Origin of the sequence: Paenibacillus sp. PL91 (assembly GCF_012935325.2) — a bacterium.
In the GTDB taxonomy this organism is placed as follows: Bacteria; Bacillota; Bacilli; order Paenibacillales; family Paenibacillaceae; genus Pristimantibacillus.
In genome coordinates this window covers 517,470-531,635 of sequence record NZ_JABBYG020000001.1, presented here as the reverse complement: position 1 = coordinate 531,635, position 14,166 = coordinate 517,470, and the positions used below count along the sequence as shown (strand labels likewise).

General features: G+C 44.1%; 11 protein-coding genes. 3 read left to right on the top strand and 8 right to left on the bottom strand.

All coding sequences use genetic code 11. The features are described 5' to 3' along the window. Nucleotides 1-36 precede the first annotated feature (36 nt). Nucleotides 37-852 carry an SDR family oxidoreductase gene (locus HI950_RS02530; RefSeq protein WP_169081736.1) on the top strand — a complete coding sequence of 272 codons (816 nt, stop codon included), beginning with the start codon at nt 37-39 and terminating at the stop codon, nt 850-852. 384 nt (nt 853-1,236) lie between these two features. Further along, nucleotides 1,237-3,006, top strand: coding sequence for a glycoside hydrolase family 2 protein (locus tag HI950_RS02525; RefSeq protein ID WP_169082227.1), 1,770 nt, complete (start codon nt 1,237-1,239; stop codon nt 3,004-3,006). Between the two features lie 90 nt (nt 3,007-3,096). Here the strand turns inward: HI950_RS02525 and HI950_RS02520 are convergent, their stop codons facing one another. The 8 genes from HI950_RS02520 to HI950_RS02485 form a co-directional block, all read right to left on the bottom strand. After that, nucleotides 3,097-4,632 carry a M20/M25/M40 family metallo-hydrolase gene (locus tag HI950_RS02520; protein WP_223285073.1) on the bottom strand — a complete coding sequence of 512 codons (1,536 nt, stop codon included), beginning with the start codon at nt 4,630-4,632 and terminating at the stop codon, nt 3,097-3,099. Nucleotides 4,633-5,004: 372 nt separating this feature from the next. Then, entirely contained in the window at nt 5,005-6,480 is a 1,476-nt protein-coding gene (locus tag HI950_RS02515; RefSeq protein WP_169081738.1) for a protein adenylyltransferase SelO, read from the bottom strand. 201 nt (nt 6,481-6,681) lie between these two features. After that, the gene (locus tag HI950_RS02510) at nt 6,682-6,849 is read right to left on the bottom strand and encodes a hypothetical protein (RefSeq protein WP_169081739.1); all 168 of its coding nucleotides are present in this window, start codon (nt 6,847-6,849) and stop codon (nt 6,682-6,684) included. Nucleotides 6,850-7,020: 171 nt separating this feature from the next. Next, nucleotides 7,021-7,305, bottom strand: coding sequence for a DUF4183 domain-containing protein (locus HI950_RS02505; protein WP_169081740.1), 285 nt, complete (start codon nt 7,303-7,305; stop codon nt 7,021-7,023). A gap of 76 nt (nt 7,306-7,381) precedes the next feature. Beyond that, nucleotides 7,382-8,077, bottom strand: coding sequence for a DUF4183 domain-containing protein (locus HI950_RS02500; protein WP_169081741.1), 696 nt, complete (start codon nt 8,075-8,077; stop codon nt 7,382-7,384). Nucleotides 8,078-8,263: 186 nt separating this feature from the next. After that, complete coding sequence (locus HI950_RS02495) at nt 8,264-9,187, bottom strand: helix-turn-helix transcriptional regulator (RefSeq protein ID WP_169081742.1); 924 nt, start codon at nt 9,185-9,187, stop codon at nt 8,264-8,266. Between the two features lie 77 nt (nt 9,188-9,264). Then, on the bottom strand, nt 9,265-10,437 hold the full coding sequence (locus HI950_RS02490; protein ID WP_169081743.1) for an epoxide hydrolase family protein: 1,173 nt from the start codon (nt 10,435-10,437) through the stop codon (nt 9,265-9,267). Nucleotides 10,438-10,718: 281 nt separating this feature from the next. Further along, nucleotides 10,719-12,527 (bottom strand): PAS domain-containing sensor histidine kinase, encoded by a 1,809-nt coding sequence (locus HI950_RS02485; RefSeq protein ID WP_169081744.1) that lies wholly within the window; start codon nt 12,525-12,527, stop codon nt 10,719-10,721. Between the two features lie 275 nt (nt 12,528-12,802). Between HI950_RS02485 and ligD the strand changes: the two genes are divergently transcribed. Further along, complete coding sequence (ligD, locus tag HI950_RS02480) at nt 12,803-14,068, top strand: DNA ligase D (RefSeq protein WP_223285072.1); 1,266 nt, start codon at nt 12,803-12,805, stop codon at nt 14,066-14,068. The last annotated feature ends 98 nt before the right edge of the window (nt 14,069-14,166 follow it).

Below are 14,166 nucleotides of genomic sequence, written 5' to 3'. Positions count from 1 at the left end.
TTCGGAAAATTTCTGTACTTCAGGAGGGATTTAACCATGAACGTTACTGAAGAAAAACAACAACATGCAAGCACGCTTCGTGTAAAAGATAAGGTTGCCATTATCACCGGGGCTGGTTCTGGCATTGGACGTGCAGCTGCACTGCTCTTGGCAAAGCACGGAGCTAAAGTATGCCTCATCGATTTAAACAACAACCGCAGCGAGTCTGTTGAGAAGCAAATCAATGAACTGGGCGGAGAATCGTTATTTATTGATACTGATGTATCAGACCCCGATCGGGTGAATCAGGCGATTCAATCCGCGATTAAACAATGGGGCCGCATTGATATCGTATTTGCAAATGCAGGAATCAATGGCGTCGTCTCTCCTATCGAAGACTTAACGCCGGAAGCTTGGGATCACACGCTGACGACCAATTTAAAAGGAACATTTTTAACCGTTAAATATGCCATTCCGCATATGAAAAAAAACGGGGGAAGCATCATCATTACCAGCTCCATTAACGGCAGCCGTAAATTTTCCGGATTCGGCATGTCAGCATACAGCTCATCAAAAGCAGGCCAAATTGCTTTTGCCAAAATGGCAGCTCTAGAGTTGGCTACCTATAAAATTCGGGTTAACGTCATCTGTCCGGGAGCTATTCAAACCAATATCGGAGAAAGTACAAAAGAGACACCTCAGCTCGATAAAATCAAAATTCCAGTTAAATATCCTGAAGGCAGTCAACCGCTAGAGCATGGGCCGGGACAACCTGAGCAGGTTGCCGATCTAGTTTTATTTCTTGCCTCGCAGGAATCGAGCCATATTTCAGGTACTGAGATATTTATTGACGGTGTAGAAACGCTTCTCTAGATAATGGAATGAAGTTAAGCACATCAGCCAAACCCTATTCATCTGAATGGAATGAAAAAAGGAGCGCGAATTGCGCTCTTTTTTTTCTATTTATTGACCACTCCATCCACTTAAATGATTGCCAGGCCTCAATAGAAAATCCTTCCACATCGAAATTCATATTGCTATTCGAAATCGGCACATTTTGTCGTGTTTTGACCTCGATAATTAAACGCCTTCCAGGATAGTTATTAACTTTTAAGTTACTATTAATATATAATAATGACTGAATACTGCGTATTGACAACTATACAATCGTTTTCATATACTATTTTTGAGGAAAATCGTTTATTTCATTCTTTTTTATTAACATTTAAATTAATTATTGTTCCGAGGAGGATTATGATGACATCAGTAAAAGAGTCCATCCCACGTCCAGAATATCCGCGTCCGCAGATGGTTCGCTCCGAGTGGATGAACCTGAACGGCGAGTGGGAATTTGAAATCGATCATGGTAAAAGCGGAAAGCATCGCAATTTGTTCGAGGCTGCTGCTTTAAAGGAGAAAATACGGGTTCCTTTCTGTCCCGAAAGCAAGCTATCCGGCATTGAGTACAAAGATTTTATGGCTGCCGTCTGGTATCGCAGGGAAATAGAAATTCCTGCCGAATGGAAAGGCAGCCGTATTCTCGTTCATTTTGGCGCTGTTGATTACGAAACAGAGGTATGGGTGAACGGGATTTCGGCAGGCACCCATCGCGGTGGATATGCTTCTTTTTCAATAGAAATTACTCACCTTCTCCAAGCGGGCGTTAACGTGTTGACGGTATGTGCGGAAGATGATCAACGTTCCGGCCTGCAGCCTCGAGGAAAGCAGTCTGGTTTGTACCATTCGCATGGATGCGATTATACGAGAACGACGGGAATCTGGCAAACCGTATGGCTGGAGTCCGTGCCCGAGCAGTATATTCAGTCATTCAAGCTGACACCGGATTGTGAGAACCAAGCCCTGCATGTCGAAGGTGAGTTCAGTGGTGCTGACGGTTTAACGTTCTCTGTAGAAGCACAGTTCGGCGGCAAAATGGTAGGCTTACAGTCTGCAGTAGTGAATGGCAAGCAAGCACGATTGACGGTAAAGCTCTCAGAAAGCCATTTATGGGAAATCGGATCGCCTAAGCTTTACGACCTTACATTATCCATACAAAATAACGGAAAAGTAATCGATTCTGCAGAAAGCTACTTTGGCCTTCGCTCCGTGAAATGGGATAACAATGCGATTCTCATTAACGGTAAACCCGTTTTCCAACGTCTGGTGCTGGATCAAGGCTTTTATCCGGAAGGAATTTATACCGCTCCTACGGACGAGGATTTAAAGCGGGACATTGAATTGTCTATGAGTCTTGGCTTCAATGGCGCACGCCTGCACGAGAAGGTTTTTGAAGCTCGCTTCTTATATTGGGCTGACCAATTGGGATACATCGTTTGGGGCGAGCATGCGAACTGGGGACTCGATATTACGAACGCGCGAGGGCTTCAACAATTTTTGCCGGAGTGGATTGAAATTGTAAAACGAGATTATAATAGTCCCGCTTTAGTAGGCTGGTGCCCGTTCAATGAAACCTGGGACGGGCCACAGGGAGCTCGCCAAAATGACGAAGTGCTGAGGATCACTTATCAGGTGACCAAGTCACTGGACGCTACTCGCCCTGTCATCGATACAAGCGGCAACTTCCACGTCATTACTGATATTTTCGATGTACATGATTATGAGCAAAATCCGGAAAAATTCGCCCAAAACTACGAGGCTATGCGTACAGGCGGTGAACGGTACGTCACTTTCCAAAACCGTCAGAAATACGAAGGCCAGCCCTACTTCGTTAGTGAATACGGCGGCATTTGGTGGAATCCGGGTCAAGCCGATCAGAAGAGCTGGGGCTATGGCGACCGTCCGAAAACAGAGGAAGAATTTCTTTCTCGCTATGAAGGCTTGACATTAGCGCTGCTAGAAAATCCATACATCTGCGCTTTTTGCTACACCCAGCTCTACGATGTCGAACAAGAAGTGAATGGCCTCCTCACCTACGATCGTCAACAAAAATTCGATCCAGAAATCATCCGCCGTATGAATTCGACGATTGCGGCCATCGAGAAGCAGACTGTTGATACAGTGAAATAATTTAGATTCGCACAAATAGCAACAAGCCATTCCAGTTGATGCTTATATAAAAGAGGCCCATGCTCAATAGCATGGGCCTCTTAAAGTCTTCTACTTCGTTATTGAGTGCTGGTGGCTGCTCCTCGCACAGAACACCGGATAAATCAATGTGAACCCAAGCGCAACAACCGATAGTAAAGCAGCTGCTAATTGGAGCGTCATCAATACATAAATCAAATAACAAATAGGAGCAAAAAGCAGCAAACCCGGCATCGCAAAAAATACCGATCCCCATTTTCGTTCGTCTGACCTCATGCGAATAGAAAAATTTAACCCTATAAGGCTAGAAAGCAACGGCCAGAGGGTAAGATAACTACCTCCAGGCAGATATAGCGCCATGAATATACTTAGCAATGTCCAAAGCAGAAGAAGTCCAGCCCACATATTTTCCATGCGTATCTTTTTTGAAATCCACCGTACCAATAGACCGATTATTGCCACCGTAACTACAATGTATCCAAGCAAAACGAGTATACTCACTTTTGGATCGAGCAACATGACCTTTAGCTGCTCGTTGGATAAGGTAGATCTCCATACCGCCCAGATCAGGGTGAATAATCCAAACACGACTATTAAACTGATAAGCGTAATAAAAAAACCACCTGTCATCCCCTTAACCGTTACTCTCCGACGACTGATGCCATGCACCACTGTAGCGATGAAGAACAAGGCACCTGCGATCATCAACCACATGCCCCATGATTGGGGATAGCTGACCATATGGCTGCCAAATAGGTTGAAATATATCCGATCCTCTTGCTTTACCTGTTTCAAATCCAACTGGCCAAAGTGCTTGGACAGGCTTAGCATGTATTCCCCATGATGCTGCAAGCTCGCCATATCGAGGTTTTCCGGAGTATCAATGGGCTGATGATAGGCGTTCAACCCCATGCCAAAAGCAAAATTCAAGCCTGAAAGTCCTTCCTCCCTGAACACCGTCAAATCCGTGTCATTGGGCATCAGTTTGTATAGGTTATAAATGATGGAGTACGCTACTGGATCAGGAGCAGCTTTAATGAATTCTTTGATCAGCCAGCCATTCTGGTCACTTGTCTCAAACATAAAGGATGGCCCTTTATTCCCCCGCGCTTCAAAGTTAAGGACAATTCCCACATCATGGGCCCAGGCATGGTCCTCCATAAAAGCTTTGGCTCCATAGAGCCCCGTCTCTTCGCCGTCTGTCATGAGAAAAATAACATCATTTTTCAGAGGACCTGCTGCTTTTAAAGCACGTATCGTTTCCAGCATCGCCGCAATTCCCGCTCCATCGTCCGCAGCCCCTGGCGTATTCGTTTCACTATCGTAATGCGCTGCAATCATGACTGCTTTGCTATTGGCCGTACCCGGCATACGCGTAATAATATTCTCTATCTCCCCTGTTAGGGATGATTCAACCACTGCTTTTTGTATTTCAGGCTTCAAACCGAGACCTTCTAACTCCAATATAAGATAATCTCGTACTTCATGATGCGCCTGACTACCGACTGGATGAGGCTCCTTTGCGATGACTTCCAGCTTCTTCATGGCCCTTCCAGACGAAAAAAGATCAAGCGATGTATCCGATTGAACGATTCGAGGCGCTTGCATTTGCTGCAATCCTATCAGGATCGGAACCATAATTAGCAAGTACAGTAAAGCAGCCTTTTTCCAAAAAGGTGAACTTGCAGTCTTCGTTTCCGTTGAGCATTCGGTATTCATGGCATTAATATGAGCTCACCCCTTTTCCGACATTGAGCATACAAATTAAGCATACCAAAATAATCCATATGGCGAGATACGACCTTAGACTAGGTTTTTAGCTAGACTAAGGTCGATATAGAATACAGCTGGTTTTGCAGATGCCATCGCTAATCACAAACCATAGGTCATTCCATAACAGCAAAAAAAGGGCAAAAAGTTTTGCCCTTTTCTGTAAACATTATTATCTTTTTTTACAACTAATTTTTTAGCCTAATGAAACTAAGTTCCGCAAAAGGTACGGTAAGAACCATTTGATTGCGCAGGCACTGTGGAATAATCAGCCTGCTCGGAGGTGTGCGCATAGGGGCACGAAAGAACAGCAAGAAGACGCTCCATTACACTGAAGTCTTCTTGTTCCACTGCTGCCTCAAGCGCCTCCTCTACTCTGTGATTGCGAGGAATGATGGCGGGATTGCTGCTTCTCATCAGCTGATGCGAGGAGGCCTTCGCTTCCTGCTGCCTGCTTAACCTCGCCTGCCAGCGCTCATGCCATGGAGACCATTCCGGTGTGCCAAACAAAACCGTAGCCTCCTGCTTATCGAAAGTTAAAGCACGGAATGTGTTAGTGTAATCCGCACTGTACTTCTGCATCATACTAAGCAGCTCTTTAATAAGAGCTTCATCCTCCGCCTCTTCATTAAAGATTCCCAGCTTCCCTCTCATTCCCGAGATCCAGTTATGGTGAAACAATTCGAAGAAATCGGATAACGCATCCTCCGCTAGACTGACCGCCTGTGACTCGTCTTCATGCAGCAGCGGCAATAGGGTTTCAGCAAATCTCGCGAGATTCCACGCAGCAATGTTCGGCTGATTGCCGTAAGCATAGCGCCCATGGACGTCGATTGAACTAAATACCGTAGCCGGATCATAGCTATCCATGAAGGCGCAAGGGCCGTAATCGATCGTTTCTCCGCTGAGGGCCATGTTATCGGTATTCATCACCCCGTGAATAAAACCAACAAGCTGCCATTTGGCAATCAGCTCAGCCTGACGTTTAATCACTTCATGAAGTAGAGAAAGATAACGGTTCCCGCTAACATCAATGTCCGGGAAATGTCTTTGCAAAGTGTAATCAGCCAAAGCTTGAAGATCGTCGGCAGTGCCCCAATTTGAAACATATTGAAAGGTGCCAACTCGTAGATGACTAGCTGCCACGCGTGTCAAAATGGCACCCGGCTGCTCGGTTTCCCGACGGATATTCTCACCGGTTGTCACCACCGCTAAGCTGCGGGTGGAAGCAATGCCAAGCGCATGCATGGCTTCGCTGATGATGTATTCGCGCAGCATCGGCCCAAGTGCCGCCCGGCCATCGCCACCGCGTGAGTACGGCGTTCTGCCTGAACCTTTAAGCTGAACATCCACCCGTTCTCCTCGAGGAGTAATCTGTTCACCAAGCAGCAGTGCACGACCGTCCCCTAACCTGTTAAAATGCCCGAACTGATGTCCTGCGTAAGCTTGTGCAAGCGGCAAAGCTCCTTCAGGAGTCTGATTGCCAGCAAGCACTCCTACGCCATCCTCACTTTGCAGTGCTTGAGCGTTCAACCCCAGCGATGCTGCCAGTGAATCATTAAGTATGATCAGCTTCGGTGAGCGTACTGGGTTTGGAGCCATCCTTGTAAACATGATTTCAGGCAGACAAGCATAGCTATTGTCGAAGTTCCATCCTGCTTCTGTTCGTGGATTTTTCTCAGTCATCTTATCTCCCCTTTACTTTCTGTCTTATCGTTTTTTTTACTTCAAACAACAATAATAGGCATGATGATATTTTAGCTTTCTACTGATATATCAGCTTATGGCAGTCCTTTAGTATTGCTTCTGCCCCTTCATTATATCCTTTCCATTGTGTTATTTTACCTATTTAATAAATTTAAATAAAAATGGTAGATTATTCAACGGTTAGGACACCTGACCTTCTATTTTCATTCCTCTGAACCTGAATAACTGCGCTACGACAGTTGGGGCTACAAGCGCAAAGCGGCGTACCATCAACCACAATTGCAATACGGCCTTCCAATACGTTTCCGACATAACGTCAGGACGTTCCGTGTTATTAATAGGAAGCATTCCTTTATATTCCTTGTTTTATTCACTGTTGTTGCTCCTTAAAGACCACAAAGATCACGAAATGATTTGTCCCATATATGTTTATAAAGCACACTGATAAAGGGAACTTTTTACAAAAAGAAAATGCCGACAACCAAAAGATCAATTGTCGGCATTTCTTCAATTGAATGATTAGTTTACTACAAATTCGATGACAATTGGCGTCCCAGGATCGAGTGTATCACCATCCGGAATGGTAATAGCAGTAGTCGTAACGGTTGACGTGTCAGCTGTCTGAATCTGTCCATTAATAAAAAGATTGTAGTACGCTGGCGCAGTTGGAAATGCTGTGGCAGCAGTTCCAGCGTCATTGGTAGTAGCTGTGGCAAGAATATTAAATGCAGCTCCGACTCCTGTTCCGTCTGCTATTGTAGCACTAAATCTTCTTGCAGCCATAAATGGTTTTGTAATTGGCATTTATATCACCTCTCTTCTCTCAAGTAGCTTATGCAAATGATAGAGAAAGGGAAGGGCTATTTAATACAGGTGCTAGTTAAACGTAACTAACGAATGTTTTAGCAGAAAAGCTTACGATTTCGATAATAATTGGCGTTCCCGAAAATAAAGTCTGATTGTTGAAATGAATGCTCACCGCATTTTCAGTTAACTGATATATACTGCCTTCTTGTAATATCCCATTGATATAAAGATTACTATAGCTATTTTGACCAATGTCAGAAAATTCGGTTACGATCGCTCCCTCATCGTTTGTAAATGCATCAGCCGGGATCGTTACTTGAGACTGTGCATCTGAGGACATCATATAAAAATATCTTTGTGCAGTCGGCAAAATGATAATGTCTGGGATGGTGACAGCTCCCGTTGAGCCTCGTGGTCCTTGCGATCCTTGTATACCTGGAGCCCCTTGAATACCTTGTTCTCCTTGTTCTCCTTGTTCCCCTAGCGGCCCTTGTATGCCTTGCGTACCAAGACCTTGCATTCCTTGCGGCCCTGGAGGTCCCTGGACTCCTTGGTAATTTGTATCCTTAGGTCCCTTTTTGAAAATAATGATCTTTTTATATTTTTTCTTTCTTTTTAACGGACAAGCTGCAATGGTTTTCTTTTTACATTTTTTTCTGCGAACAGGTGCTGAGGAGCTCCTTTTAAGCCTGGGTGTCGCACATAATTTCTCTCTAAGTAGTTGTTTTCTTGTCAGTATTTTCATCTTTGTAGATATTGTTCTCGCCAAGATATATCACCCCCATTACAATAATCTATATATGATATGATTCGTTCGGTCAGCGGTATGGACTAAAAATCAAGTACGGTTAGGTTGGAAACTATTTTTTAACAAAATTAGGTACCGGCTGCTCCTATATATAGCGAAGACCCACAGCACCGTATGCTGTAGGTCTTTTTTTGTCCAATTGGATGATTAATTTATGTTGTAGATTCTAGCCATTTGCCTTATATGCCCGGCAAGCTCCTCGATTAACTCAGAGGGCTCGATAACCATAACATAGCTGCTATAGCTTAAAATACTACGAACCGCCCGCTCCTTAGAGGAATAGTGGGCAATGACAGTAACAGTACCGTCTGGGTGGTCTGAAATCTCATCATAGCTGAATTCATCTCTTACCCTTGTCTTCATTTCAGGCTGAAAGCGAAGTACTGCCCTCACCTTTTGAAAATTCACTTTCCCCATGAATTGCTGTTCAACATCCTGCAGGGTGTAGGGACGACGAATAAAGGTATCCGATAAGCTGCTTAAACCAAGCATGCGGGAGAGCCTGAATACGCGAATATCGGCTCTCGTAAGGCAATACCCGTATACGTACCAGACATACCCTTTGAGAAAAAGCCCCATCGGTTCAATCGTCCGCTTCGTCTCCTGCCCCTTGTTGTCCAAATAATTAAACTGAACCACCTTCAGCTCCTTAATAGCTTTGTGCAGCGGTTCGAATTTTCCCTTGTCATTTGGAGCCGGTTTAAAATCAAGATCAACATGAACGTCGCTCGCTCCGCTTGCCCGAGTCGGCATTAATGCGCCCACACGCTCTAGCAGCTCGTTGATGTCAGAGCTGTCCGTCGCGGATTTTGCTCCCCGAAGCGCGGAGCAAATGGCTGAAAAATCGTCAAAGGACAAAATCTGTTTATCGATGCGGTAACCCGACATAATTTCATACCCTCCATCCGAGCCTGGGAATGATATGATCGGAATGCCTGCTTGATTTATGGATTCCATATCTCGATATATTGTCCGCAAGGAGACCTCGAAGCGCTCGGCCAGCTCGGTCGCGCTCACGCGGGTTTGGTTTAATAACGACATCGTTATGGCGAGTAATCGATCCAGTTTCACTCGAGGTTCCTCCCATCCGGAAATATTGTTGCTTCCAATACTTCTACGCTTGCCTGCCTTTAACCTCTATGCTCATCTTATCTGAAGCGGCGGAAGAAGTCTTGCAGCTCTTTAACCAGAAGATCAGGAGCATCTAATGCGGCAAAATGGGTACCCCGCTCAAACTCCGACCATTGTACAAGGTTTGTGTTGTCTCGCTTTGCGAAACGTTTCATTGATTTAAAATCATGCCCGAACACCGATACACCCGTCGCCGTCGTGTTTGCTTCTTGAGATGTCTCCACCTGCGGATGGACATTCTCATAATACAAGCGGGCAGACGATTCGGCTGTATTGGTCAGCCAATAAATCATGACATTTGTCAGCAGCGCATCACGGTCAATAAAATCGATATGATCGCCAAAGCCGTTGAACAGCTCTGCTATCCAAGCAAGCTGACCTACCGGGGAATCAGCGAGCCCGTAGGACAGTGTCTGCGGACGCGTTTGCTGTATGGCGTTATAGCCTGCGCGCTCATGGAAGTTCGCCAAAAATTGCAGACGGCTTTGATCATCCTCGGATAGGTCAACCATCTCCGCTGGATTGCCGGATGGGAAAGAGAAGAGCTGCAGGACTTGAATAGCGAGCAGCCCTTCCGGCTTTTGAATGCCCATCTCACGGGACACCATTGCACCGCAATCGCTGCCATGAGAGCCATACTTCTCGTATCCTAGACGGTTCATTAGCTCCGCCCATGCCTTCGCAATTCGCGAAATATTCCAGCCTGCATCGAGCTCCCCGCCCGAGAAGCCAAAGCCTGGCACCGAGGGTATTACAAGATGAAAGGCATTTGCCGGATCAGTGCCATAAGCACGAGGATTGGTTAGCGGACCGATTAGGTTCCAAAACTCCACAATGGAGCTTGGCCAGCCATGCGTGAGAATCAGCGGCAACGCATTAGGCTCAGGCGAACGAACATGCATATAATGAATATTAGCGCCATCAATAGTCGTAGTAAACTGCGGAAATTCATTCAAGCGAGCCTCATGCTTGCGCCAGTCATATTCCTTTTTCCAATACTCTGTCACCTCTTTCACATATGCCGACGAAACCCCATATTTCCATCCAGCATCCTGCAAAGCATTTGCCCAGCGCGTATTCGTTAAGCGGTATTGCAGATCATCAAGCTGCGCCTGCGGTATATCAATTTGAAAAGGGCGAATTTCTGTATCTAAAGCGTTAGCTGCCTGGTTTGTTTTAAAAGTTGTCATTGGTATTGCCTCCTCGGATTTGGGTTTGTTCCGTTGTTCTTCTTTACACTTCTTATGATAAGGCATCCACCCTGACAGCATTATGTCAGGGTTAAGAGGAGTTAATGAATTTTTTTACAAATAAATTCGATCTTCAAAATTAGTCCTGATTATGAAGCGATAAAATTCAACAACATCAAACATAGAAAAAGCGGCAGCCTAAGCAGAAATACTGCCTGGGCTACCGCTTTGATATGTTCTACGATGGAATAGAAACCATTTACCGGATGGTGGAATATATCTTATTTATTAGGTAAACTCGGCAAGGTAATGATCATCGTGGTTCCTTTACCAAGTTCACTTTGAATGTCCATGTGTCCACGATGCGCTTCAATGATCTTGAAACAAACCATCAGGCCTAGACCGGTGCCTTTTTCTTTCGTCGTGAAAAATGGTTTTCCAACATTAGCTATCTGGTCGTTAGGGATACCCAAGCCATCGTCACTCAACACAATTTGCAAAAATGAAGCATCCTTGTCCATGACCTTCACGTTTATGGTTCCCCCTGATGGCATTGCTTCGATTGAATTTTTAATCAGATTAATAAAAACTTGCTTAAGCTGATTGGGCTCGCAAAACACGCGTGAGTCCATCGTATCCAGAGTGAAGTCCACTTGAACATTATATAAAATGGCTTGAGGCTGCATCATAAATGTGACGTTCTCAATCAAATCTTTTAGATCCGTTTCAATAAATTTATCAGCATGGGGCTTGGCCATACACATAAATTCATTTACGATCTGATTTATTCGATCAATTTCAACAAGCATAATCTCAACGTAAGCTGTTTCTTTTGATCTTAAAAGCTGTAAAAACCCTTTTAACGCTGTTAATGGGTTGCGTATTTCATGAGCGATTCCAGCAGCTAATTCGCCTACGATGGAAAGCTTTTCCGCTCTCCGTATGAGATCTTCGGATCTTTTGCGATCTGACATATCTCTTATTACAGTTTGGATGACAGGATCTCCAACATATTTATGAATATAGATAGAAGACACCTCTACATCCAACATTGTTCCATCTAATCGTTGCAATTCAATACTAGTAAACTCCATAAAGCCATCCGTTTCCATCACTCGATCTAATCTTTCCTTAAGCGTCGCATGATAGCTGGGACAGGAAAATTCGAAAACAGATCGCCCAACAAGATCTTCAGGCGTTTGGCCGTTAAACAATTTTAACGCCATATCATTGACGAAAGTAATGATGGCGCCCCTGTGCAGCACAATAGGCTCAGGAGACAGCTTCAGCACACGGCTATATTCTCGCTCTCTTTGAGCAAGCTCAAATACTGCTTTTTTTCTTTCAGTAATGTCACGAAATAATAGTTGTACCGATTTATTGCCTTGAATATGAAACGGTACAGCTTTGACTTCGATATGGATCATTTCTCCATCCACCCTGATAAGCCTTTTATCCAGAATCGAAGAGGTCTGACTCGATATACATAATTGATTCATTTCGGCAAGCAGTATGTCTAAATCATCTGGATGAAAGAATCGAGCTACGTTCTCGCCAATCAGTTCCTCCTGATTTGAAACGCCCATAAGGATTACGGCTGCTGGATTTACATATGTAATGATATGGTCTTGAAAAACCACAATAGGCTCTGGGGAGTTTTCGACCAGTATGCGGTAACGCTCCTCGCTTTCTTTTAATTGCTCTTCTGCCATTTTCTTTTCGGTAATATCCCTCTCGACGCCAACGAAAGCAACAACCTCTCCAGAATCATCTCTCATTGCAGAAATGGTTACATTTGCATAAAATGAACTCCCATCTTTTCTTAGCTTTAAAACTTCATGTCCGTTGTATTCTTCCCCTTGAATAATTCGCGCATATAATTCAAATACCTCAGCCTTTTTGTTCTCCGGCGTCATCGGTAAAATTTTTCCAATGATTTCTTTTTCGGACCACCCATGAAGCTCCTCAAATTTCTTGTTAACCCCAAGGACCATTCCTTCTCTATCAACGATTACGACACCATCTGAGGTAATATTTAGGAAAGATAAAATTAGTTTGGATTTATTTAAGGTTGAAAAAAAATCTTTCATCTATATCACCTGTTTCAATAATGTAATATACAAATATTCCTTCTATTTTTGCATCATAGCTCAAATTAAAAACAAAATAAATGGGTGTTCTGTCAATTGTTAAAAAATATATTACACAAGGTTATTTTATTATAAAAATACGATTAAAATATGCACATTCGACAAAATACGTTTCATTTTTAATTTGAAATACTAGAAGCCAACGGTTAGGGAATATATCTCAGCTTGAAGGGAATTATAGACTTCGTACTACTAAATGGTTGAGGAGGAGGAATATGGACGGAAACAAAATGTTGGAGCTTCTGCCTTCTAGAACAGGTCTAACGTATAAAGGGTATTTTTTTGTATTAGGCTATCATACTCTCGATAATCACTTTATTGCAGGGCTGAACATGGAAGGCGAGGCCTATTCAATCGGAGCCTTTATCCACGGAATGAACAAGGAAGAGCAACAATCGTTGATGGAAATCATTCAGGCCAATCCCCTGCGAACCCAGCAGTCAATCGTTTGGGTCACTCCCGGCATTTGTGTTGAACTGACTTTTGATTCCATCGAAAACGGCCGGCTAGTTAAACCCACCTTCCAAACGTTCCGTTTCTCCATGGATTGGAAGGAATGTACGTGGAATAAATTAATTATCGAAAATGCCCCCGTACAAAATCAGGTCAACCTCACGCATCCCGATAAAATCATATGGCATACTCCCAGGATCGATAAAGAGAGCTTCATTTCCTATTTGATACAGATCTCACCGTACATGCTTCCCTTTTTACAGCAAAGGACTTTAACGACGATTCGTTATCCCAAGGGTATAGCTGGAGAATCCTTCTATCAGCGTAATTGTCCGGATTATGCTCCGGATTACATAAAGACTGTGGTAAAGAGTGACATTTCTTATATCCTATGCAATGATCTGTCTGCACTGATCTGGCTAGGCAACCAATTGGCGATCGAATATCATATCCCCTTCCAAAGAGTTGAAACCGACTTGCCCTTGGAAGTTGTAATCGATTTGGACCCGCCAAGCCGAGATTATTTTCCACTTGCTGTGAAAGCAGCTTTAGAATTGAAGGCTGTGTTCGAGAGCTTCGGCATCGTTAGCTTCCCAAAGCTGTCTGGCGGAAAAGGTCTGCAAATCCATATCCCGGTTCCACGGGACGCTTCCCTAACCTATGACGATACAAGAATATTAACGTCCTTCCTGGCCGAATTTTTGGTACAAAAGCATCCGGAAGATTTTACGATTGAAAGATTGAAAAAAAACCGAGGTTCCAGGCTTTACATCGACTACGTCCAGCATGCGGCAGGCAAAACGATCATCTGTCCTTACTCCACAAGAGGCAATGAAGACGCGACGGTTGCTGCCCCTTTGTATTGGCATGAAGTGAATGAGCATTTAACGGTTAAAAAATTCAATATTCCTTTTGTGCTTGATCGACTTTCAAATGGGGATTGTCCGATGCAGCATTTTTTCGATACCGATAACCACTCGCTGCTCCCTGTCCTATCACTTCTGAAAGAGAAGAAACAGTTGACGTGAAATTCGAAGAAGGTATGTCCGGCTTTACGCATACAGCACATGAATCATCAAGACGATGATGCTGGAAGTGGAGGATACAGGGATCGGCATCAACCCGG

Coding starts and splice junctions, on each gene's coding strand:
- HI950_RS02530 (WP_169081736.1), top strand. CDS start 37: ATGAACGTTACTGAAGAAAAACAACAACATGCAAGCACGCTTCGTGTA.
- HI950_RS02525 (WP_169082227.1), top strand. CDS start 1,237: ATGACATCAGTAAAAGAGTCCATCCCACGTCCAGAATATCCGCGTCCG.
- HI950_RS02520 (WP_223285073.1), bottom strand. CDS start 4,632: ATGCAAGCGCCTCGAATCGTTCAATCGGATACATCGCTTGATCTTTTT.
- ligD (WP_223285072.1), top strand. CDS start 12,803: ATGGACGGAAACAAAATGTTGGAGCTTCTGCCTTCTAGAACAGGTCTA.
- HI950_RS02485 (WP_169081744.1), bottom strand. CDS start 12,527: ATGAAAGATTTTTTTTCAACCTTAAATAAATCCAAACTAATTTTATCT.
- HI950_RS02515 (WP_169081738.1), bottom strand. CDS start 6,480: ATGACTGAGAAAAATCCACGAACAGAAGCAGGATGGAACTTCGACAAT.
- HI950_RS02505 (WP_169081740.1), bottom strand. CDS start 7,305: ATGCCAATTACAAAACCATTTATGGCTGCAAGAAGATTTAGTGCTACA.
- HI950_RS02510 (WP_169081739.1), bottom strand. CDS start 6,849: ATGCTTCCTATTAATAACACGGAACGTCCTGACGTTATGTCGGAAACG.
- HI950_RS02490 (WP_169081743.1), bottom strand. CDS start 10,437: ATGACAACTTTTAAAACAAACCAGGCAGCTAACGCTTTAGATACAGAA.